The following is a 23320-nucleotide window of genomic DNA, read 5'->3' on the forward strand; positions in this document are numbered from 1 at the left end:
TCCCGGCACCCCCCACCAGGGGCCCCTTACCAACGCACCCTCACCGGCACATCAGCGCCGCCCACAGATCGAGCCGGTCCCGCAGTCGGGACAGGTCACGCCCGGTGAGCCGCTCGACGCGTTCCATCCGGTAGTGCACGGTGTTGACGTGCAGATGCAGCTCCTGGGCCGTACGCGCCCAGGAGCCGTCGCAGGCCAGGAAGGTCTCCAGGGTGCTCAGCAGGGCGGCGATGCCGGGCCGGTCGCTCTCCAGCAGCGGGCCGAGGACCCTATGGCTGTAGGCGGCGCGCACATCGGCCGGCACCCCCGTGAGCAGGGAGTCGAGGGTGGTGAGGGAACCGGCGTCGATCAGGCGGGAGGCGCCGGGCGCGGTGCTGCGGGCCGAGGTGAGGGCGTAGCGGGCCTGCGCCAGCGCGCCTCCCAGGCCCTCGGGTTCCGCCGCGGGCACGCCCATGCCGCCGTGCAGCACGACGCCGGGCGCGCAGTCGGCGACCAGCTGCCACGCCTCGTCCGCCCAGCCGTCCGCCACCCCACCGGCGAGCACCGCGAAGGCGCATCCGTCCGGCAGCCGCCCCACGGCGACCGCCACAGCGGAAGCCCCCTCGCCCTCACCCTCGCCCGTGCCACCGGCCGACTCCGCCTCGGCAGGGCCACCCGCCTCCACCAGATGCGCGGCCACCTCGGCCAACGCCCCCTCGGCGGGCAGCACTTCACCCACCCCCGGCTGCGGCACCTCCGGCGGTCGTATCGCCGCGTCCGCGACGATCGCCCGGTACGGGCCCGTCTCCGGCAGCCCGCACCGGCGCAGCGCCGCCTCCACGGCCGCGTCCTCCCGCTCGCCCGGAGCGGCCAGCAGCGCACCGAGTTCGTCCGCCGCGCGCGACCCGGCCGACGGACGCCGGGCACCGGCCTCCTGACAGCGCGCCAGCGCGGCGGCGACCTCGTGCAGCATGCTCGGTGGGGCACCGTCGGGATCGGGCAGGTACAGCAGCCGGCGCTCGTACGCGGACACTCCGGCGGTGTCGACGGAGGCGGTCACCCCGGACCCGTCCGCGACGAGTGCGACCGCCTCCCGGGCCGGCACGGCCGCCGCGCCCGCCGTGGCCGCGACCGTCCGCCCGGACGCGGTGAAGACGTACGCGGCGGTCCCGCCGAGGTGGGCGAAGGCCGCGGCGAGTACGGCGTCCGGCCCGGCCTCCTGAGCGAGCAGCCGGCTCAGCCGTACGCGGGTGTTCTCCGGCAGCGCGTGATGCCGGCTCAGCCCGCCCCACTGCCGCAGATACACGGTGTCCGTGATCGACCGGAACATGATGTGGGCCGGCACCCCGGCCACCGGCACCCGGTGCCGTACGCATGCCTCGACCAGGTCGTCCGGCACACTTCCGTGGGTCTCCTCGCCAGCGAGCAGCGCGGCCGCCCCCGCGTCCTTGAGCGCCGAGACGAACCGCTCCGCCTTGCCGGAGCCGCCGTCGGGCGACCACCACACCAGTCCGCTGAGCACCACCTCGCCGGGCCGCACGAACCGGGCCGGGTCCTCCAGGTCCGTGACGGTCACTCCGCTGATTTCACGCCTCATCAGGGCGTCCTCCGCCCACAGCAGGCGCAGGCCGAGGGAGGCGTCCCCCAGGAGGTGTTCGACGTGCATGTGCTGGCTCCTCGTACGGCCGCCGGGCGGCGAGCAGACCGCCTGGCATCTCGCATTCGCAAGCCGAGTGCGAGATACAGCATCGTAAATGCAAGCCTGCGGGAGCGGAATGCCTCTTGGTGGATCCTCCAGTGGGAGCTGCGGCGGTGTCGGAGTTTCCGTGCTCCGCACCAGTCGTCCGGACCGGTTCCCCGTTGGTTCACTTTCGGCCATGGACCTGAACACGGTGGTCGAGATACGAGACGCCAGGCGGCCCGCGCCGTGGCGGCCGGGGGACGCCTGGCTCGGCGGCGGAACGTACCTGTTCTCCGAGCCCCAGCCGCACCTGCGGCGCCTGGTGGACCTGAGCCGGATGGGCTGGACACCCGTGCACCGCCACCCGGACGGCTCGCTGGAGCTTGCCGCCACCTGCACCATCGCGGAACTCTCGCGATACGCACGGGACTTGGTCGCTCCCGCGGCTCCCCTCTTCGAGCAGTGCTGCCGGGCGTTCCTCGCCTCGTTCAAGATCTGGAACATGGCCACGGTCGGCGGGAACCTGTGCAACGGCCTGCCGGCCGGTCCGATGATCTCCCTCACGGCCGCTCTCGACGGGGAGTGTCTGCTCATCGCCCAGGACGGCAGCCGGCGCCGGGTCCGGGTCGCCGACTTCGTCATCGGAGCGGGCCGCAAGGACCTCGCCGCGGGCGAGCTGCTGCGCTCGGTCACCCTCCCCGCCCGCGCCCTGGCCTGCCGTACGGCGTTCCGGCAGACCTCGCTGTACGGCCTGGGCCGCTCGGCCGTCCTCGTCATCGGCACGCTCGACCCGGTCGACCACTCGGTCGCGCTCACCGTCACCGCCGCCACGGTCCGCCCGGTGCGGCTCTGGTTCCCGCTGGCCCCGACGGCCGCGGCGCTGCGGGAGGCGATCGACGGGGCGGTCGCGCACGGCGAGTGGTTCGACGACATCCACGGACTGCCCGAGTGGCGGCGGCACATGACGCTCCGGTTGGCGGAGGAGATCCACCGGGAACTGGCGGAGGAGGAGCGGCGATGAGGGTGGACGTCAACGGCCGGACCTTCGAGGAGGAGCCGAGGCCCGGCCAGTGCCTGCGCACCTATCTGCGCGAACGCGGCTGGTTCGGCGTGAAGAAGGGCTGCGACCAGGGCGACTGCGGCGCCTGCACGGTCCATGTCGACGGCAGGCCCGTGCACAGCTGCCTGTACCCGGCCTTCCGGGCCGACGGCCACCGTGTCACCACGGTCGAGGGCCTGGCCGCCCCGGACGGCGAACTCCATCCCGTCCAGCGGAAGTTCCTCGACGCCCAGGGCTTCCAGTGCGGCTTCTGCACCGCCGGCTTCCTGATGACCACGGCCGCCCTCGACGAGGACAAACTGGCCGACCTGCCGCGGGCGTTCAAGGGCAACCTGTGCCGCTGCACCGGATACCGGGCCATCGAGGACGCCGTACGCGGGGTGAAGAACGTGGAGGAACCCGCGCCCGGCGAGTCCGTGGGCCGCAGCCTGCCCGCCCCGGCCGGACCCCAGGTCGTCACCGGCACCGCCCGCTACACCTTCGACATCGACGTGCCCGGCCTGCTCCACATGAAGCTGCTGCGCTCCCCGCACGCCCACGCCCGCGTCCTCGCGATCGACACCTCCGCCGCCCTGCGCGTCCCGGGCGTCCAGGCCGTGTTCACCCACCACGACGCCCCGGAACGGCACTTCTCCACCGCCCGCCACGAACACCCCGAGGAGGACCCGGACGACACCCGCGTCCTCGACGACACGGTCCGCTACGCCGGCCAGCGCGTGGCGGCCGTCGTCGCCGACAGCGAGGCGGCCGCCGAGGAGGGCTGCCGGCGGATCGAGGTGACGTACGAGGAACTGCCCGCCGTACTCGACCCCGAGGAGGCCATGCGGCCGGGGGCTCCCGTGGTCCACGACAAGGACGCGGGAACGGCCCGGATCTCCCGCCCGCAGGACAACGTCGTCGGCGAGGCGCACGGCGAGATCGGCGATGTCGAAGCGGGCTTCGCCGAGGCGGACGTCGTCTACGAGGAGACCTTCCGCACCCAGCGGGTCCAGCACGCCAGCCTGGAGACGCACGGCGCGCTCGCCTGGATCGACAAGGACGGCCGGCTCACCGTCCGTACCAGCTCCCAGACCCCGTTCCTCACCCGTCGCGCCCTGTGCGCGCTGTACGACCTGCCCGAGGAGCAGGTCCGCGTGGTCACGGGCCGGGTCGGCGGCGGGTTCGGCGGCAAGCAGGAGATGCTGGTCGAGGACATCGTGACCCTCGCCGTACTGAAGCTGCGCAAGCCGGTGAAGCTGGAGTACACACGCGCCGAGCAGTTCTACGGCGCGACCACCCGGCACCCGTTCACGATCCGGGTGAAGGCGGGCGCCCGCCGCGACGGCACCCTCACCGCCCTCCAGCTGCGCGTCGTCGCGAACACCGGCGCCTACGGCAATCACGGCCCGGCCGTGATGTTCCACAGCGTCGGCGAGTCCATGGCCGTCTACCGCGCCGCGCACAAACAGGTCGACGCCTACTCGGTGTACACGCACACCGTCCCGGCGGGCGCCTTCCGGGGCTACGGCCTCGGCCAGGTGCTGTTCGCGGTGGAGTCCGCGCTGGACGAGCTGGCCCGGCGACTGGGCCTGGACCCGCTGGAGTTCAAGGCCCGCAACATCATCGGCCCCGACGAGCCGATGCTCACCCCGGGCGGTCACGAGGAGGACCTGCACATCGCGAGCTACGGCCTCGACCAGTGCCTGTCGATCGTGCGCAGAGCGCAGTCCCAGCCCGGTGAACCCGCCCCCGGCGGCTGGCTGCTCGGTGAGGGCGCGGCCCTGGCGATGATCGCGACCGGGCCGCCCGGCGGCCACATCGCCGACGCCAAGGCCACCCTGCTGCCCGACGGCACCTTCGATCTGGCCGTCGGCACCGCCGAGTTCGGCAACGGCACCACGACCGTGCACAAGCAGATCGCGGCCGGCGAACTCGCCACCACCGTCGACCGGATCGCCATCCGCCAGTCCGACACGGACGTCGTACGACACGACACGGGCGCCTTCGCCTCCACCGGCACGGTCGTGGCCGGCAAGGCCACCCTGCGCGCCGCGCGCGCCCTCGCCGACCAGCTGCTGGACTTCGCCGCCGCCCACCTGGGTGTGGCGCGCGCCGACTGCCGGCTCGTCGAGGAGGCCGTGCTGCACCCCGGTGGGCGCCTGCTGCTCAAGGAGGCGTACGCGGCCTCCCGCGCGGTCGGCCTGGAGCTCGCCGCCGACGGGCACTTCGGCGGCACCCCGCGCTCGGTCGCCTTCAACGCGCACTGGTTCCGGGTGGCGGTCGATCCCGGCACCGGCGAGATCCGCATCCTGCGCAGTGTGCACGCGGCCGACGCGGGCAAGGTGATGAACCCGATGCAGTGCAGGGGCCAGGTGGAGGGCGGGGTCGCCCAGGCGCTCGGCGCCACGCTCTTCGAGCGGGTGCTGCTGGACGAGCGGGGCGCGGTCGACACGGCCGCCTTCCGCCGCTACCGGCTCCCGCAGTACGCCGATGTGCCGCGCACCGAGGTGCACTTCATGGAGACGGCCGACGCGATCGGCCCGCTGGGCGCGAAGTCGATGAGCGAGAGCCCCTTCAACCCGGTCGCCCCGGCCCTGGCGAACGCCCTTCGGGACGCGACGGGCGTGCGGTTCACCGAGGTGCCGCTGCCGCGTGACCGAGTGTGGCGGGAGCTGGCGCGCCACAACGACAGCCGCCGTCCACCCGGATCGCCGTGATCCCGCTGATGTGCCGGGCCCCGCACCGGTCCTGCGGGAGCACCAGCTGGGGCCCGGCCACGTCCAGCGGGGTGTCGTCGATCCGTACGCCCAGCAGGACCGGCGCGTGCGCGAAGTCCGGGTCGATCTCGGCCCAGGACAGCACGGCGTGGTGGCCGTCGGTGCCGGTGACGGCGATCAGGAAACGCAGCCGGTCCTTGCGCCGCGCCGGGTCGAAACCGGGCCCCGCGTCGACGAGGACGTCGTACAGCCGGGGGCCGGCGAACCGGTGGCGCTGGATGCCGCTGGTCGCGCACTCGAAGCTGACGTCCACCCGGTGCTGCGGCCAGCGGAGCAGGTCCGGCACGGTCAGCCGGGCGGGCCGGGCCAGATCGCCGGTCAGGTCGAGTTCCGCGAGCATCACCTGCGACCACCTCCCGCAGCACCGTACCCGCGGGAGCGCACCGTGCAAACGCACATGCGAGCTCCGCATCACAAGTTCGCAGCTCATGCGATGCGACAGGAGACTTACAGCTGGCAGATGCGGCAGTATCATCGCCGCACGGCCGGATCCCCGGCCACGACAGGGCGCGACAGTTGTTCCACAGAACGCGAGGAGTAGAAACGTGATGACCCGTTCCGTGCGCCGGACCCGGCGGATGCTGCAGCTGGCCGGTGCGGGAGCCGCGGCCCTGATGGCACTGAGCGCCTGCTCCTCCTCGTCCGGCTCCGCCAAGTCCAAGGACACCTCGGCCTCGTCCGGGTCCTCGGCCTCGGCGAAGCTGTCCGGCTCGGTCACGGTGTTCGCCGCCGCCTCCCTGAAGGAGAGCTTCACTACCCTGGGCAAGGAGTTCGAGAAGCAGCACCCGGGCACCCACGTCAACTTCAACTTCGGCGGCAGCGACACCCTCGCGGCCAGCATCACCGGTGGTGCCCCGGCGGACGTCTTCGCCGCCGCCAGCCCGAAGACGATGAAGATCGTCACGGCCAAGAACGACGCGGTCGGGACCCCGGCCACCTTCGTCCGCAACCAGCTGGAGATCGCCACCGTGCCGGGCAACCCGCACAAGGTGGCCTCGCTGAAGGACCTCACCAAGTCCGGCCTGAAGGTCGTCCTGTGCGACAAGACGGTGCCGTGCGGTGCCGCCGCGCAGAAGGCCCTGGACGCCGGCCACCTCAAGCTCACCCCGGTCTCCTACGAACAGGACGTCAAGGGCGCCCTGAACAAGGTGGAGCTGAAGGAGGCCGACGCCGCGGTCGTCTACAAGACCGATGTGCACGCCGCGGGTGACAAGGTGGAGGGCGTGGAGTTCCCCGAGTCGGCCAAGGCGGTCAACGACTACCCGATCACCCTGCTGAAGAACGCGCCGAACGCCGAAGCCGCCAAGGCGTTCATCGCCCTCGTGCAATCCACCGAGGGCCAGAAGGTGCTGAGCCAGGCCGGCTTCCTCAAGCCGTGACCTCGCTTCACGAGCCCGGTGCCGCGGCCGGCCCCCGCACGGGCCGGCCGTGGCGCCGCCGCGTCGGCACGGGGGGCCGACGCGGGGTGCCGTTGCCGCTGTTGCTGCCGGGCCTGCTGGCGCTGGCGTTCCTGCTGCTGCCCCTGGTCGCGCTTCTCATCCGCGCGCCCTGGGGCAGCCTGCCGGACCAGCTCTCCAGCACCGAGGTGTGGCAGGCGCTCCAGCTCTCGCTGATCAGCGCCACAGTGGCAACGGCCGTCTGCCTCGTCCTGGGCGTGCCCCTGGCGTGGCTGCTGGCCCGTACGGACTTCCCCGGCCGGGGGTTCGTACGGGCCCTGGTGACATTGCCTCTCGTGCTGCCGCCGGTGGTCGGTGGTGTGGCCCTGCTGCTGGCGCTCGGCCGCAACGGGGTGATCGGCCAGTGGCTGGACTCCTGGTTCGGGGTCACGCTGCCGTTCACCACCGCCGGGGTCGTGATCGCGGAGGCGTTCGTCGCGATGCCGTTCCTGGTCATCAGCGTCGAGGGCACGCTGCGCGCGGCCGACCCGCGCTTCGAGGAGGCGGCCACGACGCTCGGCGCGTCCCGCTTCACCGCGTTCCGCCGGGTCACCCTGCCGCTGATCGCGCCCGGCATCGCGGCGGGGTCGGTGCTGGCCTGGGCGCGTGCGCTCGGCGAGTTCGGCGCGACGATCACCTTCGCGGGCAACTTCCCCGGCCGCACCCAGACCATGCCCCTCGCGGTCTACCTGGCCCTGCAGAACGACCCCGATGCGGCGATCTCGCTGAGCCTGGTTCTGCTGGTGGTATCCATCGCGGTGCTGGCCGCGCTCAGGGACCGCTGGATGACGGGAGCGTGATCATGGCAGCCGGAGCGAGCCGTGTGCGAACGTACAGACCCATGACCGACATCGACGCCCCCAAAGCCGACCTGCGCAGAGCGGGCGACGAGGGGCTCGACGCCCATCTCGTCGTCGACCGCGGCTCCTTCCGGCTGGATGTGACCCTGGCCGCCGCCCCGGGGGACGTCGTGGCCCTCCTCGGCCCCAACGGCGCCGGCAAAACCACCGCCCTGCGCGCCCTGGCCGGCCTGGCCCCGCTCACCGACGGCCATCTCAGGCTGGACGGCGCCTCCCTGGACCGCACGCCCCCGGAGTCCCGCCCGGTCGGCGTGGTCTTCCAGGACTATCTGCTCTTCCCGCATCTGTCCGCGCTGGACAACGTGGCCTTCGGGCCGCGCTGCCAGGGCCTGCCCAAGGCCGAGGCGCGTGCCCAGGCCGCCGCGTGGCTGGACCGGATGGGTCTCGCCGGTCACGCGGGCGCCAAGCCCCGCCGGCTCTCCGGCGGGCAGGCCCAGCGCGTGGCCCTCGCCCGCGCCCTGGCCACCCACCCCCGGCTGCTGCTCCTGGACGAGCCGCTGGCCGCCCTGGACGCCCGTACCCGCCTGGCGGTACGCGCCCAACTGCGCCGCCACCTGGCCGGGTTCGAGGCGGTCGCCGTCCTCGTCACCCACGACCCCCTGGACGCCATGGTGCTCGCGGACCGCCTGGTGGTCGTCGAGCACGGCCAGGTCGTCCAGGAGGGCACCCCCTCCGACATCGCCCGCCACCCGCGCACCGATTACATCGCCCAACTGGTCGGCCTCAACCTCTACCGGGGCCGGGCCGAGGGGCACACGGTACGACTCGACGCGGGTCCCCGGATCACCACCACGGAAGACCTGTCAGGCCCGGTCTTCGTGGCGTTCCCGCCCAGCGCCGTCACCCTGTTCCGGGACCGGCCCACCGGAGCCAGCGCCCGTAACCTCTGGCAGTGCGAGGTGACCGGCCTGGAGACGCACGGCGATCAGATCCGCGCCGACCTCGGCGGCGAGCTCCCCCTCGCCGCCGACCTCACCACGGTCGCCGCCGCCGAGCTCGATCTGCACCCGGGCGCGGCCGTCTGGGCGACGGTCAAAGCGACGCAGACGCACGCATACCCGGCCTGAGCGGACGGGCGCCCTACCGTGGGTGCCCATGACCCTGAGCATCCGCAACCAGCTCCCCGGCACGGTCACGGCGATCCAGCCGGGTGAGGCCATGGCCACCGTCAAGATCCGGCTCGACGGGGGCCAGGACCTGACCGCGGCGATCACCTTGGAATCCGTCCGCGACCTCGGCCTGGCCGAGGGCTCCCCGGTACGGGCCCTGGTGAAGTCCACCGAGGTCTCCCTCGCCACCGCGCCGATCGACCGCGTCTCGATCCGCAACCAGCTGCCGGGCACCGTCACCGACATCGCGGCCGGCGCCGCGATGGCCACCGTGAAGATCTCGATCGACGGCGGCTCGGTGACCTCCGCCATCACCAAGGAGTCGGCCACCGACCTCGGGCTCTCCGCCGGTTCCGCCGTGGTCGCCCTGATCAAGTCCACCGAGGTGGCGCTGGCGACGGCATGACACGGCGAGGGCCCCGCCCGGAAACCGGACGGGGCCCTGAACGTCACCGCGGACTCAGTCCTCGTACGCGTCCAGCGGCGGGCAGGAGCACACCAGGTTGCGGTCACCGAAGGCCTGGTCGATACGGCGCACCGGCGGCCAGTACTTGTCGGCCGCCGAGACTCCGGCCGGGAAGACGGCCTCCTCGCGGCTGTAGGCGTGCGCCCAGTCACCGCCGAGCGCGGCGGCGGTGTGCGGGGCGTTGCGCAGCGGGTTGTCCTCCGCCGGCCAGTCACCCGAGCCGACCTTCTCGATCTCCGCACGGATGGCGATCATCGCGTCGCAGAAACGGTCCAGCTCGGTGATGTCCTCCGACTCGGTCGGCTCGATCATCAGCGTGCCGGCCACCGGGAAGGACATGGTCGGCGCGTGGAAACCGTAGTCGATCAGCCGCTTGGCCACGTCGTCCACGCTCACACCGGTCGCCTTGGTCAGCGGGCGCAGATCGATGATGCACTCGTGCGCGACCAGGCCGCCGGGGCCGGTGTAGAGCACCGGGTAGTGCGGCTCCAGCCGCTTGGCGACGTAGTTGGCGCTGAGCACGGCCACCTGCGTGGCCCGCTTGAGGCCCTCGCCGCCCATCAGCCGGACGTACGCCCAGGAGATCGGCAGGATCCCCGCGGAGCCCCAGGGAGCGGCGGAGATCGGGCCGACGCCGGTCTCCGGACCCGCGGCCGGCTGCATCGGGTGGTTCGGCAGGTACGGCGCCAGGTGCGCACGGACCCCGACCGGGCCGACGCCGGGGCCGCCGCCGCCGTGCGGGATGCAGAAGGTCTTGTGCAGGTTCAGGTGGGAGACGTCACCTCCGAAGTGGCCCGGCTTGGCGAGGCCGACCAGCGCGTTGAGGTTGGCGCCGTCGACGTAGACCTGGCCGCCGGCCTCGTGCACCTGGGCGCAGATGTCGGCGACGTGCTCCTCGAAGACGCCATGCGTCGACGGGTAGGTGATCATCAGCACCGCCAGCTGGTCACGGTACTGCTCGATCTTGGCACGCAGGTCCTCGACGTCGATCTCGCCGTCCTCGGCGGTCTTGACGACGACGACCTTCATGCCGGCCATCACGGCGCTGGCCGCGTTGGTGCCGTGCGCGGAGGACGGGATCAGGCAGACGACACGCTGCTCGTCGCCGTTGGCGCGGTGGTACCCGCGTACCGCGAGCAGACCGGCCAGCTCGCCCTGGGAACCGGCGTTCGGCTGCAGGGAGACCTTGTCGTAGCCGGTGACCTCGGCGAGACGTTCCTCCAGCTCGCGGATGAGCGTGAGGTAGCCCTGCGCCTGCTCGGCCGGGGCGAAGGGGTGCAGCTGGCCGAACTCGGGCCAGGTGACCGGCTCCATCTCGGTGGTCGCGTTGAGCTTCATGGTGCACGAGCCCAGCGGGATCATGCCGCGGTCGAGCGCGTAGTCGCGGTCGGCCAGCTTGCGCAGGTAGCGCAGCATCGCGGTCTCGGAGCGGTGCTGCTGGAAGACCGGGTGGGTGAGGTAGGCGTCGGTGCGCAGCAGCGCCTCGGGGAGGGTGTCCTCGGCAGTCGCGTCCAGCGCCTCGATGTCGCCCTCGACGCCGAAGGCGGACCAGACGGTGCCCAGCTGGGCGCGTGTGGTGGTCTCGTCGCAGGCCAGGGAGACGCGGTCGGCGTCGACCAGGTGGAGGTTGACCCCGTTCTGCCGCGCTGCGGCGACGACCTCGGCGGCCCTGCCGGGCACACGCGCGGTGACGGTGTCGAAGAAGGCGCCGTGGACGATCTCCACACCGCCGGCCTTCAGCCCCGCCGCGAGGATCGTGGCGTACCGGTGGGTGCGGCGCGCGATGGTCTGGAGCCCCTCGGGCCCGTGGTAGACGGCGTACATGCCGGCCATCACGGCGAGCAGCACCTGCGCGGTGCAGATATTGCTGGTGGCCTTCTCCCGGCGGATGTGCTGCTCTCGGGTCTGCAGCGCGAGCCGGTAGGCCTTGTTGCCGTCGGCGTCGACGGAGACGCCTACGAGGCGGCCGGGCAGGCTGCGTGCGAACTTCTCGCGCACCGCCATGTAGCCCGCGTGCGGACCACCGAAGCCCATCGGCACACCGAAGCGCTGGGTCGTACCAACGGCGATGTCCGCGCCCAGCTCGCCCGGCGAGGTCAGCAGGGCCAGCGCGAGCAGGTCGGCGGCGACGGTGACCAGGGCGCCCAGCTCGTGCGCCTGGTCGATGACCTGCTTGATGTCCCGTACGGCACCGGAGGCGCCCGGGTACTGGATCAGCACGCCGTTGATCTCACGCGCGGCTATGTCGGCCGGGATGCCCTCGCTGAGGTCGGCGACGACGACCTCGACACCGGTCGGCTCCGCACGGGTCTGGATGACGGCGACGGTCTGCGGCAGCGCGTCCGCGTCGACCAGGAACAGGCCCTTCTTGTTCTTGCCCATGCGCAGGGACAGCGCCATCGCCTCGGCGGCGGCCGTCCCCTCGTCGAGCAGGGAGGCACCCGAGGTCGGCAGACCGGTGAGGTCGGCGACCACGGTCTGGAAGTTCAGCAGGGCCTCCAGCCGCCCCTGGGAGATCTCCGGCTGGTACGGCGTGTAGGCCGTGTACCAGGCCGGGTTCTCCATGACGTTGCGCAGGATGACGGGCGGCGTGAACGTGCCGTAGTACCCCAGCCCGATCATCGAGCCGAGGACCTGGTTGCGCTCGGCCAGCGAGCGCAGCTCGGCGAGCACCTCGGCCTCGGTGCGGGCGTCCGGCAGGTCGAGGGCGTCGGCGTTCTTGATCACATCCGGGACCGCCGCGGCGGTCAGCTCGTCCAGCGAGCCGTAACCGACCTGCGCGAGCATCTTGGCCCGCGCCTCCTGGTCGGGCCCGATGTGGCGCTGCTCGAAGGGGATGCCCGCTTCGAGCTCCGAGAGCGGCATGCGATGGACGGTCATTGCGGAGGCCTCCTGGTCTGACGCGACCTTCGAAGGGCACCACGGCGCGGGTACCCCGACGGCCTCCCCCTCTGTCATCTCAACCTGAGAGCTTCACCGGGTATGCCCCCGGCTTTCACCGTCGGTGAGGGCGGGAGCCATCGACACCCGCCCTGCTTTCCAGAGTGACCTCGTCCGTGCGGTACGTGAGCCTGAGAGATTCCGGGGAGGAGTTGCTCCTTCGGCGCCTCCGAGGTGCTCGGAGGACTCTCCCGCACGGGGTCAGCAGCCGCTGTCAGCCTACCAGCGAGGTCAACGCCCGAGCCCTCGAGTGGCCGCCTCCTTGAATGTGCTCTTTTGTAGTGGTTACGGATGAATTGCGACCAAGTGGAGGGAGAGGGGCCGTGCTGACCGACATCGATCCACGCAACCTGATCGGCCGCAAGGCGTTCGACCGCCATGGCACCAAGATCGGCACCATCGACGAGATCTACCTCGACGACGCGACCGGCGTGCCAGAGTGGGCGGCCATACGAACCGGCCTGTTCAGCCGGGACGCGTTCGTCCCCCTGGAACCGAGCGAACTGCTCAAGGACGGCACCCTCCACGTGCCCTTCGACCGCGCCCTGATCAAGGACGCCCCCGACTTCGGCGTGGGCCGCCACCTCTCCCCCGAGCAGGAACTCCAGCTCTACCATCACTACGGCCTGGACGTGGCCCCACCTCCATCGGTCCCGGACCACGACTTCGGCAAGCTGGCGGGGTCGGAGGAGGCCTGAACGTGACTCTCTTCCGGGATCCGGGGCGGAGCCCCGGGGCGGTCGCTGCTTGACTGACCGAGACGGACGAGCGGGTGGGCGGAATCCGCGACCAACGGCAACGGATCGGCAGACTCCAGCGCAGGATCCTCCACAAGAAACGTCCGCACCCGTCCCGGAGGGGACTGCGGGGTCTCGAACCGCACCGTCACCCGCCCCAGCCCGCTCCCCTGCACCCACCCATGCCCGTGTTCGGCATGCCGCACATCCTGCCCGGCCCGCCAGTGCCGCTCGACCGGCTCCGCCCGCTCCTCAACGGCCTCGACGGCGCCTTTCTCCGGCTCCTCCGTCGCAGGCACCGGCGCGGCCTGCGCGAACAGGTCCTCCTGCGTGTAGTCGGCGAGCCCGGACACCCCCACGCCCAGCAGCCGTACCCCGCCCGTGGTGTCCACGGAGTCCAGCAGCCGCGCGGCCGCCTCCCGGACCACCGCCGGATCGTCCGTGGGTCCTCTGAGCGTCTCGGAGCGGGTCAGCGTCGAGAAGTCGTACCGGCGCACCTTCAGCACGATGGTCCGCCCGGACAGCCCCGCCCCGCGCAGCCGCCCCACGCACCGGTCGGCCAGCCGCTGCACCTCCAGTCCGATCCGCAGCCGGTCATGGATGTCCACGTCGTAGGTGTCCTCGACCGACACCGACTTCGCCTCGCGCTCGGCCACCACGGGCCGCTCGTCCTGGGCCAGGGCCATGGCGTACAGCGCGTGCCCATGGGCCTTGCCGAGCAGCCGGACCAGCTCGTCCTCGCCCGCCTCGGCCAGCTCCGCGACCGTGGTGATCCCGGCTCTGCGCAGATGGTCCCCGGTGGCCGGCCCGACCCCGGGCAGGGTCCGCACCGGCATCGGCCCCAGCAGCGCCCGCTCGGAGCCCGGCTCGATGACCACCAGACCGTCCGGCTTGGCCTGCTCGGAGGCGATCTTGGCGAGCATCTTGGAGGCGGCGAGCCCCACCGAGCCGGTGAGCCCGGTGACCTCCCGGATGTCCGCGCGCAGCTCGATCCCGGCCAACCGCGCCGACTGCTCGTCCCAGGCCGTCCCGCCGGCCTCCAGGTCCACGAAGGCCTCGTCCAGGCTGAGCGGCTCCACCAGCGGCGACAGCTCCCGCAGCAGCGCCATCACCTGCTCGCTGATCGCCCGGTACAGGGTGAAGCGCGGCACCAGATACGCGGCATTCGGTGCCAGCCGGCGCGCCTGGGCCATGGGCATCGCCGAGTGGACCCCGAAGACCCGTGCCTCGTACGACGCGGTGGCCACCACCCCGCGGGGTCCGAGGCCGCCCACCACGACCGCCTTCCCGCGCAGGCTCGGCTTGGATGCCTGCTCCACCGAGGCGTAGAAGGCATCCATGTCGAGATGCAGGATCGTGGGCGCGTTTCTCACATCTCCGATGCTGCACCACGGCACTGACAATGCCCCGGCCCCGAAAGGCCCGGTGTCGGACCGCCGTACCGCTGCCGGATCGCCGTACGGGGGTCGGACCACCGCAGCGGAGTCAGACCGCCCGGTTGCGGCGCCGCGCCAGCTCGTCGGCGGGGTTGTGCCCGACGAGGGTCTCGCCGGTGTCGATGCGCTCGCCGTGCAGCTGGGAGAGCGCGGTTTCCACATCCCGCCACACCACGCCGACAGCGATCCCGAAGATGCCCTGACCGCCCTGGAGCAGGGCGTGGACCTCGTCCGGCGAGGTGCACTCGTAGACCGTGGCGCCGTCGCTCATCAGCGTCATCCGCTCCAGGTCGCGGAAACCGCGTTCTCTGAGGTGCTGCACGGCGGAGCGGATGTTCTGGAGCGACACACCCGTGTCCAGGAAGCGCTTGACGATCTTCAGGACGACGACGTCCCGGAAGCTGTACAGACGCTGTGTACCCGACCCGTACGCGGGCCGCACGCTCGGCTCGACGAGGCCGGTACGGGCCCAGTAGTCGAGCTGTCGATAGGTGATGCCGGCGGCCGCGCAGGCCGTGGGCCCGCGATAGCCGATCTGTTCCGACGCCATGGACGCCGCCCCTCCGCCGTTCGGCACCGCCGTCGGCCGTTGCGGAGCGTGATCCACCGCGCTGCTGTGAACCGGGTACGGACCGCTCTCCCCGAGACCGCGCACGGGAGCACCCCCAGCCGTACCGTCGCCGCTGGTTCTCACGCCGACCTCCGTCCTTGACCTGCCTTCACGACGGTAGGCAGTCACCAGGGGTGCGTCAACGATCGCCACACTCGGCACGCCGAGTGATAATCACCCTAGGAGTGGTTTCCCGTGTCCCACCGCGGGGAAAGGCTAGCCGAATGCGTTCGCGGGGGGCCGTAGGACGCCCTCAATGGCCGGTGGCAATTGCCCGGGCACGGGATGTCGGCGCGAACCGGCCGATCTCTCTCACTGGCTGCTCGTGCCGAAGTCCTCGGGCGAGATCTGGTCGAGGAACTCGCGGAACTTCTCCACCTCGTCCTCCTGCTCGTCCGGGATGGCGATGCCGGCGTCGTCCAGCACCGTGTCACTGCCATAGATCGGCGTTCCGGTGCGCAGGGCCAGCGCTATGGCATCGGAAGGCCGGGCGCTGACCTCGACGCCGCTGGCGAACACCAGCTCCGCGTAGAAGACACCTTCGCGCAGATCGGTGATGCGTACTTCGGTCAGCTCCTGACCGACGGCCTCCAGCACGTCCTTGAACAGGTCGTGGGTCAGCGGCCTGGCCGGGGCCATGCCCTGCTGGGCGAACGCGATCGCCGTCGCCTCCCCCGGCCCGATCCAGATGGGGAGGTAACGGTCGCCTCCCACTTCGCGCAGGAGCACGATCGGTTGGTTGGAGGGCATTTCGACCCGGACACCTACGACATCGAGCTCGTTCACACAGCAACCCTAGGCCGTGCCCGGGACGTTTGGGTAGTCGGGCCGGGAACAGGTGGCCGATCCGACCGCCGTCCGGCCCCGGCGTTTCACGGCAGCCGCACCCCAAGAGCGGTCTGGACCAGTGCCGCGTGCAGCTTCACCGTCAGCCCCGCCAGTTCCTTCGTACGAGCCTCGGCATGCGCCCTGGTCTGCGGGTTGCGATGGCGCTTCAGTGGGGCCACGACCTGGTCCACGAGACCCGCCTCGCGGTCGGCGGCCGCCTTCATCACCCGAAGGTGGCGTGGCTCGATCCCGAACCGGCCCAGTTCGGCCACCAGTGAGGCCACGGTGACCGCCTCGGCGTCGTACGCCCCGTCCTCCAGAGGAGCGATCAGCCCGTACGACTCCCACTCCTTCAGCTCGCCCTCGTCGATCTCCGCGGCCGCCAGCAGCTCGGCCCGGCCCACCCGGGCCACCGCGGGCGCCCGCAGCGGCGCCGCGGCGTCCTCCCCGGCGCGCTGACGCCCCACGACGGGCAGCTGGACGGCCTCGCCCTTCTCCATGGCGTCCAGATGCTCGCGGATCACCTTGAGCGGCAGATAGTGGTCCCGCTGCATCCTCAGCACATGAGCCAGTCGCTCGACATCCCTGGCGCTGAACTTGCGGTACCCCGAAGGGGTCCGCTGCGGCTCGATGAGCCCCTCGGACTCCAGGAAACGGATCTTGGAGATGGTGACTTCGGGGAACTCGTCGCGCAGCACGTTCAGCACCGTGCCGATGCTCATCAGCCCACTGTCCCTGGCGGCGGTACCGCTTCCGGCACCGCCACTCGGTGTTTGAAGCATGGACCTTCCCTGGGGTCCCCCCGGACACCGGTCCGGGGGTGGGTCAGATGCCCTGCCGGCTCGCGTAGAACACCAGCCGGTACTTGCCGATCTGCACCTCGTCGCCGTTCGACAGAGCGACCTGGTCGATCCGCTCGCGGTTCACGTATGTGCCGTTCAGGCTGCCGACGTCGGCCACGGTGAAGGAGCCGTCCGGCAAACGCCGGAACTCCACATGCCGACGCGAGACCGTGACGTCGTCCAGGAAGATGTCGCTCTGCGGATGACGGCCGGCCGTGGTCAGGTCGCTGTCCAGCAGGAAGCGGCTGCCCGAGTTCGGTCCCCGGCGCACCACCAGCAGCGCCGAGCCCGGCGGCAACGCGTCCACCGCGGCCTGCGCCTCCGGCGACAGCATCGGCATCTGCGTCTGCCCGGTCACCTCGGAGTCATAGGCCTCGAGACCCGAGATGGAGATCGTGGACGTCGTCTCCGCGGCGCGCTCCGGCACCGCTCCCGGGCGCAGCGGCGCACCGCAGTTGGAGCAGAAGCGGGCGTTTTCCGCGTTGCGGTTACCGCACCTCGTACACACCAGGACCGACATGGACGGATCCTCCTGCTGCGGTTGCCCCGCAGGGGCGTTGGACGCGTACGGACCGGAGGCGAATCCTCCACCCGCACCTGAGGCCGACGGCTGCCCGAAACCTATGCCGCCGGACTGGGCAGGGTCAACCGACGCCCCGCCCTGACCTCCGGAAATGTCACCGCCCGGACCAGCGACCTGGTCCCGGAACAGCGGGCGCTGGCTCTCCGCGTCAGGCTGCGCGCGATGCCGAGCGGTCGCGTTGTCGCTGCCCTCTCGCGCGCTCTTGCCGAACAACTTCGCAAACAACTTCACGGGCGATTCCCCTTGACCGAAACAGACCCGCCCGTGGGGCAGGACGAACCCTGATTGCCTACACCGGCCGAGCCGGACATTCTCACAACGTCCGTATCCACCAGACAGTTTCCATCACGCACCACCCCTTCGGTGCGCCGACCCCCCGCAACCTCATGCCCCTGCCGGACGTCCCGCATGCACCGCCGGTTCACTGGGAGGACGACCGAGCGTAGTCAGGCCGCTTCGCCTGTCGCAAGGCGTCCACGATGATCTTGTCCGACTGCTCGACCGTCACCGTGGCCTGCTCCTTCTCCAGCGTCTGCACCACGCCTCCCGGAATGTTCAGCGCGGGTTCCAGATCCTGCGGCTTACCGATGACCTGGAAACGATAGGGGGCGTTGATCTTGTTCCCGTCGACGGCGACGCTCTTGCCGGAATCCGTGAAGTAGGTGCCCGCCGCCACCCGGATCCCGTTGACCTGGATGGCCTCCGCACCGGCCGCGCGCAGCTCCTGGATCGCGTCGAGCAGCATGTCCGCCTTGACCGTCCCCTTCGTGTCCTCGATGGTCATCGTGATGCCGGGACCCTGCGCCGCCACGGTGCCCGCCAGAATGCCGAGTTGCTTCCCCTTCTCGGCCGTCTGCTTGCGGGCCTCCGCGGCCTGGTCGGAGCTGCTCTGCAGCTCCGAGCGCTGCTTTTCGAGTCCTTGCTTCTCGTCCTCAAGACGCTGAGTGCGCGAATCCAGTTCATCGAGGATGCGAACAAGATCTTCCTGGCGCGCGCCGCGCAGCGCGCTGTCGCTGTTGCTGTTCGACGCCACCTGCACCGCGAGCCCGAAGCCGAGGCCGAACAGCAGCAGGGCGACGATGAGTTGGGCCCGGGTGACGCGCGGCGGCCACAGTCCCTTGACCAGCCGCTGCCGCCCGGTCAGCGGCGCCTCCGTCTTCTCCTCGGGCGCCGGCTCCGGTGCCCGCGCGGGCACCTCCTCGGGCAGTTCCTTGCGCAGCCTGTTCTCCGGCCGCTCGTTCTCCTCGCTCATCGGTGTCACGCCCGGAACACGTGGCGGCGGATCGCCGCGGCGTTGGAGAAGATCCGGATGCCCAGGACCACCACGACGCCCGTGGACAGCTGGGCACCCACGCCCAACTTGTCGCCGAGGAACACGATCAGCGCGGCGACGACCACGTTGGACAGGAACGACACCACGAAGACCTTGTCGTCGAAGATGCCGTCGAGCATGGCCCGAAGACCGCCGAACACGGCGTCCAGCGCCGCGACCACGGCGATCGGCAGGTAAGGCTCGACGACCGCCGGAACCTCGGGCCGGACCAAGAGTCCAGCCACCACTCCCACGACGAGGCCCAGTACGGCGATCACGATGTGCCCTTCTCAGTCTTCTCGGTGCTCGGCGTTGCTGTTCGTACGATCACACTGGGTGCAGCGGGCAACCGCAGATCACCCTCCGTGGAGATAGTGGCGCGGATGCCGAAGTTCTGCTCCAGGGCGTGCAGGTACAGCCCGTCGTCGCTGTTCTGGAACGTGGTGCTCATCCGTTCCCCATCCCCCACCGCCAGCACCGTGTACGGCGGCACCAGCGGCCTGTTGTCGACCAGTATCGCGTCCCCCGCGGCCCTGATCGCGGACAGGGAGGTCAGCCGCTGGCCGTTGATGGAGACGGCCTCCGCGCCGGACTGCCACAGCCCGTTGATCACGCGCTGCATGTCGCGGTCGCGCACACGGCCGGTGTCGGAGAACCCCGAGGTCTCCCGCGGATTGGTGCCGTCGCCGCCGGTGCTGGCCTCTTTGGCATCGTTCACGACGAGCTTGACGCCGGGCCCGTGGACCGCGGTGGCGCCCGACAGCACACCCACCAGGTCCACCTGCGCGCTGCCGCCGCTCGACTTCAGCGCCGCACGCTGACGCGCGCTGACATCGTCACGCAGTTTGTCGACCGTGCCCTCGAGCTTGTCCGCGGCCGCGGTCTCGCTGTCGACGCGGTCGATCAGCTCCTGGCGCTCCTTGGCCACCACGGGTGCCGCCGCCTGCGTCTGTGCCGCCCCCACGGTCACGACCAGCGCCGCGAGGACAAGGCCGGCCGCGAGGCCCAGCTTCGCCCTGAGGGTCTTGGGCAGCCCGCCCTCGCCCTGGGACTTCCTCCGGGCGGCGGCCTCGGCGTACCCGTCGTCGAGGCTGTGGTCCATGACGTTGGTGATCAACGACATGGAGGCGTCCGGGCGGTGCGCCTGAGTGGCGCTGCTCCGAACGGGGGGTTGCTGCGGCATGCCGCACATCGTCGCATGTCGCGAGCGGTTCCTCCGAATGGCCCCACCGGCGTGCCGGACAGGCCCCCTTGGGGACACTTGTCCGGCACGCGCGCGTGCGTGGATTTTTCCGTCCGAAGGCGTGCGCCGCCTACCGTCCGGCGCTGTCCACCACGGCCGACCACTCGTCGAGCAGCGCCTGCGCCGAGGCGTCGTCCGGCCCCTCGGCCCACAGATGGGTGACAGCCTCGGCCGGGTCGGGCAGCACCATCACCCAACGGCCGTCGGTCTCCACGACCCGCACCCCGTCCGTGGTGTCGACAAAGCGATCACCGGCCGCCTCGACCACCCGCCGCATGACCAGACCCTTGACCGCCCACGGCGTCGCCAGGTCCCGCTTCAGCACGTGCGCCCTCGGGATCCGCGCATCGATCTGGCTCAGCGTGAGCTGCGTGCGCGCCACCAGCCCGATCAGCCGTACGAAGGCCGCCGTGCCGTCGTAGACGCTGCTGAACTCGGGGACGATGAACCCGCCCTTTCCGTCACCGCCGAAGATCGTGCCCTCCTCGCCGCCCACGCGCGTGAGGTCGTCGGGCGAGGTGGTCGTCCACTCGACCTGGGTTCCGTGATAGGCCGCCACCTGTTCGGCGATCCGGGTCGTGGTCACCGGCAGCGCCACCCGCCCGCTGCGCCGCTCAGCGGCCACCAGGTCCAGCATGACCAGCAGCGCGCGGTCGTCCTCGATGATCCGGCCCTTCTCGTCCACGAGCGACAGCCGCTCGCCCACGGGGTCGAACCGGACACCGAACGCGGCACCCGAGGACGCCACTATCTCGCCCAGCCGGACCAGACCGTTGCGCCGCACCTCGGCCGTCTCAGTGGGCCGGGCCTCGTCGAGACCGGGGTTGATGGTCAGCGAGTCCACACCGAGCTTGCCGAGCAGGCTGGGCAGCACGAGCCCGGCACTGCCGTTCGAGGCGTCGACGACGACCTTCAGTCCGGAATCCGCGATCCCGGTCGTGTCGACATTGCGCAGCAGCGAGCCGGTGTACGAGTCGAACACGCTCGCGGGGAAGTAGAGGTCCCCGATCTCACCGGGAAACGCCCGCCGGTACTCCTGGCGCGCGAACACCCGGTCGAGCTTGCGCTGACTGCCCTGCGACAGATCGGCGCCGTTGCCGTCGAAGAACATGATGTCGACCGAGTCCGGCACCCCCGGCGAGGTCCGGATCATGATGCCGCCGGCACTGCCGCGCGCGGTCTGCTGCCGGGCCACGGGCAGCGGCACGTTCTCCAGGTCGCGTACGTCGATGGCGCTGGCCTGCAGCGCCGAGATCACGGCCCGCTTGAGCGCACGGGCACCTCGGGAGTGATCGCGGGCCGTGGTGACCGTGGAGCCCTTCTTGAGGGTCGTCGCATAGGCGCCGGCCAGCCGCACGGCCAGTTCCGGCGTGATCTCCACGTTCAGAATGCCGGACACACCCCGGGCGCCGAACAGATGGGCCTGCCCTCTGGACTCCCAGATGACGGAGGTGTTGACGAAGGCACCGGCCTCGATGGTCTTGAAGGGATAGACCCGGACATTGCCCTGAACGATCGATTCCTCGCCGATCAGGCACTCGTCACCGATGACCGCGCCATCCTCGATCCGCGCGGCCCGCATGATGTCGGTGTTCTTGCCGACGACACAGCCACGCAGATTGCTGTGCTGCCCGACGTACACGTTGTCGTGCACGACGGCCTTGTGCAGAAAGGCCCCGCTCTTGACGACGACATTGGAGCCGACGACGGTGTGTTCGCGAATCTCGGCCCCGGCCTCGACCTTCGCGTAGTCGCCGATGTACAGCGGACCGCGCAGTACGGCATCGGGATGTACTTCGGCGCCTTCCGCCACCCACACGCCCGGGGAGATCTCGAAGCCGTCGATGTCGACGTCGACCTTGCCCTCAAGCACGTCGGCCTGGGCCTTCACATAGCTCTCGTGGGTGCCGACGTCCTCCCAGTAGCCCTCGGCGACATAGCCGTAGATCGGCTTGCCGTCCTTCATCAACTGCGGGAAGACATCACCGGACCAGTCGACCGGAACATCGGGTTCGACGTAGTTGAATACCTCGGGCTCCATGACATAGATGCCCGTGTTGACCGTGTCGGAGAAGACCTGCCCCCAGGTCGGCTTCTCCAGGAATCGCTCGACCTTGCCTTCCTCGTCGACGATCGTGATGCCGAACTCCAGCGGATTGGGCACCCGGGTCAGACAGACCGTGACCAGCGCGCCCTTCTCCTTGTGGAAATTGATCAGCTCCGTGAGGTCGAAGTCGGTCAGGGCATCACCGGAGATGACGAGGAAGGCATCGTCCTTCAACGCCTCTTCGGCGTTCTTGACGCTTCCGGCGGTACCGAGTGGCTTCTCCTCATTGGCATACGTGAGCTCCATCCCGAGCTCCTCGCCGTCGCCGAAGTAGTTCTTGACGAGCGATGCCAGGAACTGGACGGTGACGACGGTCTCGGTGAGCCCGTGCCTTTTGAGCAGCCGTAGCACGTGCTCCATGATCGGGCGGTTGGCCACGGGCAGGAGCGGCTTGGGCATGCTAGAGGTCATGGGGCGCAGGCGAGTGCCTTCGCCCCCGGCCATCACGACGGCCTTCATGTCGGAAGCGTCCTCCTCCAAGAGACGACGGTCTAGCCGACTTCACCCGTCCAGATTGTCCCGCACTTTTCCACCGCGGGCCATCGTGGCGTTACGTCCGGGACAATCGCCGAGCTCAATCGGCCATGGCGTCCGCGCGGACCAAACGGCGGACCTGTACCACGTAGAGCACTCCTGCCCACCAGTAGAGCGTTGTACCCCACCCGGCGAACGCCCATCCGAAAACAGCAGCGAGTGACGCGATCCAACCGTGTCCATCGCTAAGGAGCAGCAACGGGAAGGCGTACATCAGGTTGAAGGTGGCGGCCTTCCCGAGGAAGTTCACCTGCGGCGGCGGATACCCATGCCGGCGGAGGATGCCCACCATCACCAGGAGCATCAGCTCTCGCGCGAGCAGAAGGGCGGTCAGCCAGAGCGGGAGGATCTCCCGCCAGGTGAGACCGACCAGCGTGGAAAGTACATACAGCCGGTCGGCTGCGGGGTCGAGAAGCCGGCCGAGACTGCTGATCTGATTCCAGCGCCGGGCGAGCTTGCCGTCGAGATAGTCGCTGATCCCGCTGAAGGCCAGCACGAGGAGGGCCCAGCCGTCGCTCTTGGGGCCCCCGAACTCGGGCCTGAGGATCAGCCACAGGAAGAGGGGGACGCCGACGAGCCGTGCCATGCTGAGGATGTTGGGGATGGTGAGGACCCGGTCCGTCTGGACACGCGTCTCCTGGACCTCCACCCGGGGGCCTCCTGTGCGAAAACGAGCCAACGATGCCCCCTGACCCTACCTCAACGCAAAAAAGCTCCGGCCCCTGGGCAGTGCCCAAGAGCCGGAGCTATAAAAGGAGTTCGGCGGTGTCCTACTCTCCCACAGGGTCCCCCCTGCAGTAC

General features: G+C 70.6%; 20 protein-coding genes and 1 riboswitch. Of the genes, 7 read left to right on the forward strand and 13 right to left on the reverse strand.

The window, feature by feature from the left end; genetic code table 11:
- Positions 1 to 40 precede the first annotated feature (40 nt).
- Complete coding sequence (locus tag AV521_RS10180; RefSeq protein WP_076086628.1) at positions 41 to 1645, reverse strand: PucR family transcriptional regulator; 1605 nt, start codon at positions 1643 to 1645, stop codon at positions 41 to 43.
- 211 nt (positions 1646 to 1856) lie between these two features.
- Between AV521_RS10180 and AV521_RS10185 the strand changes: the two genes are divergently transcribed.
- A complete protein-coding gene (locus AV521_RS10185; protein WP_076086632.1) occupies positions 1857 to 2681 on the forward strand; it encodes a xanthine dehydrogenase family protein subunit M in 825 nt (274 codons plus the stop codon).
- Positions 2678 to 5416 (forward strand): molybdopterin-dependent oxidoreductase, encoded by a 2739-nt coding sequence (locus AV521_RS10190; RefSeq protein ID WP_076086635.1) that lies wholly within the window; start codon positions 2678 to 2680, stop codon positions 5414 to 5416. Before AV521_RS10185 ends, AV521_RS10190 begins: the two co-directional genes overlap by 4 nt.
- Here AV521_RS10190 and AV521_RS10195 read toward each other — a convergent pair.
- Positions 5331 to 5816: a molybdopterin-dependent oxidoreductase gene (locus AV521_RS10195; RefSeq protein WP_076086637.1), complete on the reverse strand. Its 486-nt coding sequence runs from the start codon at positions 5814 to 5816 to the stop codon at positions 5331 to 5333. The two genes, AV521_RS10190 and AV521_RS10195, sit on opposite strands and share 86 nt — an antisense overlap.
- Before the next feature lie 208 nt (positions 5817 to 6024).
- Between AV521_RS10195 and modA the strand changes: the two genes are divergently transcribed.
- Genes modA through AV521_RS10215 form a run of 4 tightly spaced genes read left to right on the forward strand, consistent with a single transcriptional unit; the run spans position 6025 to position 9287 of the window.
- Entirely contained in the window at positions 6025 to 6855 is an 831-nt protein-coding gene (gene modA / locus AV521_RS10200) for a molybdate ABC transporter substrate-binding protein (RefSeq protein ID WP_076086639.1), read from the forward strand.
- Positions 6852 to 7712: a molybdate ABC transporter permease subunit gene (gene modB, locus AV521_RS10205; protein WP_076086641.1), complete on the forward strand. Its 861-nt coding sequence runs from the start codon at positions 6852 to 6854 to the stop codon at positions 7710 to 7712. The genes modA and modB overlap by 4 nt, the downstream gene beginning before the upstream one ends.
- Positions 7713 to 7753: 41 nt before the next feature.
- Positions 7754 to 8839: an ABC transporter ATP-binding protein gene (locus AV521_RS10210; RefSeq protein WP_076086643.1), complete on the forward strand. Its 1086-nt coding sequence runs from the start codon at positions 7754 to 7756 to the stop codon at positions 8837 to 8839.
- A 28-nt stretch (positions 8840 to 8867) separates the two neighbouring features.
- A complete protein-coding gene (locus AV521_RS10215; protein WP_076086645.1) occupies positions 8868 to 9287 on the forward strand; it encodes a molybdopterin-binding protein in 420 nt (139 codons plus the stop codon).
- Between the two features lie 54 nt (positions 9288 to 9341).
- On the opposite strand, the gene gcvP is transcribed toward AV521_RS10215, so the two are convergent.
- Positions 9342 to 12227, reverse strand: a complete 2886-nt coding sequence (gene gcvP, locus AV521_RS10220; RefSeq protein ID WP_076086647.1) for an aminomethyl-transferring glycine dehydrogenase — start codon at positions 12225 to 12227, stop codon at positions 9342 to 9344.
- 169 nt (positions 12228 to 12396) lie between these two features.
- Positions 12397 to 12491, reverse strand: a riboswitch (glycine riboswitch).
- Between the two features lie 119 nt (positions 12492 to 12610).
- Here gcvP and AV521_RS10225 point away from each other — a divergent pair.
- A complete protein-coding gene (locus tag AV521_RS10225) occupies positions 12611 to 12985 on the forward strand; it encodes a PRC-barrel domain-containing protein (RefSeq protein ID WP_179022963.1) in 375 nt (124 codons plus the stop codon).
- Here the strand turns inward: AV521_RS10225 and AV521_RS10230 are convergent.
- From AV521_RS10230 to AV521_RS10275, 10 genes are all read right to left on the reverse strand, one after another.
- A complete protein-coding gene (locus AV521_RS10230) occupies positions 12907 to 14397 on the reverse strand; it encodes a DNA polymerase IV (protein ID WP_076086651.1) in 1491 nt (496 codons plus the stop codon). The genes AV521_RS10225 and AV521_RS10230 overlap by 79 nt on opposite strands.
- 112 nt (positions 14398 to 14509) lie before the next feature.
- Positions 14510 to 15154 (reverse strand): MerR family transcriptional regulator, encoded by a 645-nt coding sequence (locus tag AV521_RS10235; protein WP_076086653.1) that lies wholly within the window; start codon positions 15152 to 15154, stop codon positions 14510 to 14512.
- 228 nt (positions 15155 to 15382) lie between these two features.
- Positions 15383 to 15856 carry a bifunctional nuclease family protein gene (locus AV521_RS10240; RefSeq protein ID WP_026253112.1) on the reverse strand — a complete coding sequence of 158 codons (474 nt, stop codon included), beginning with the start codon at positions 15854 to 15856 and terminating at the stop codon, positions 15383 to 15385.
- Positions 15857 to 15942: 86 nt separating this feature from the next.
- Positions 15943 to 16680: a MerR family transcriptional regulator gene (locus AV521_RS10245; RefSeq protein ID WP_076086656.1), complete on the reverse strand. Its 738-nt coding sequence runs from the start codon at positions 16678 to 16680 to the stop codon at positions 15943 to 15945.
- 43 nt (positions 16681 to 16723) lie between these two features.
- Entirely contained in the window at positions 16724 to 17554 is an 831-nt protein-coding gene (locus AV521_RS10250) for an FHA domain-containing protein (protein ID WP_179022965.1), read from the reverse strand.
- Positions 17555 to 17744: 190 nt separating this feature from the next.
- Positions 17745 to 18575, reverse strand: a complete 831-nt coding sequence (locus tag AV521_RS10255) for a DUF881 domain-containing protein (protein WP_076086662.1) — start codon at positions 18573 to 18575, stop codon at positions 17745 to 17747.
- A 5-nt stretch (positions 18576 to 18580) separates the two neighbouring features.
- Complete coding sequence (locus AV521_RS10260; RefSeq protein WP_003988855.1) at positions 18581 to 18913, reverse strand: small basic family protein; 333 nt, start codon at positions 18911 to 18913, stop codon at positions 18581 to 18583.
- On the reverse strand, positions 18910 to 19827 hold the full coding sequence (locus AV521_RS10265; RefSeq protein WP_107480864.1) for a DUF881 domain-containing protein: 918 nt from the start codon (positions 19825 to 19827) through the stop codon (positions 18910 to 18912). Before AV521_RS10265 ends, AV521_RS10260 begins: the two co-directional genes overlap by 4 nt.
- A gap of 121 nt (positions 19828 to 19948) precedes the next feature.
- Positions 19949 to 22444 (reverse strand): mannose-1-phosphate guanyltransferase, encoded by a 2496-nt coding sequence (locus tag AV521_RS10270; RefSeq protein ID WP_076086668.1) that lies wholly within the window; start codon positions 22442 to 22444, stop codon positions 19949 to 19951.
- 115 nt (positions 22445 to 22559) lie between these two features.
- Positions 22560 to 23168 (reverse strand): CDP-alcohol phosphatidyltransferase family protein, encoded by a 609-nt coding sequence (locus AV521_RS10275; RefSeq protein ID WP_076086671.1) that lies wholly within the window; start codon positions 23166 to 23168, stop codon positions 22560 to 22562.
- Between the last annotated feature and the right edge of the window lie 152 nt (positions 23169 to 23320).

The organism is Streptomyces sp. IMTB 2501, assembly GCF_001953885.1.
GTDB lineage: Bacteria > Actinomycetota > Actinomycetes > Streptomycetales > Streptomycetaceae > Streptomyces.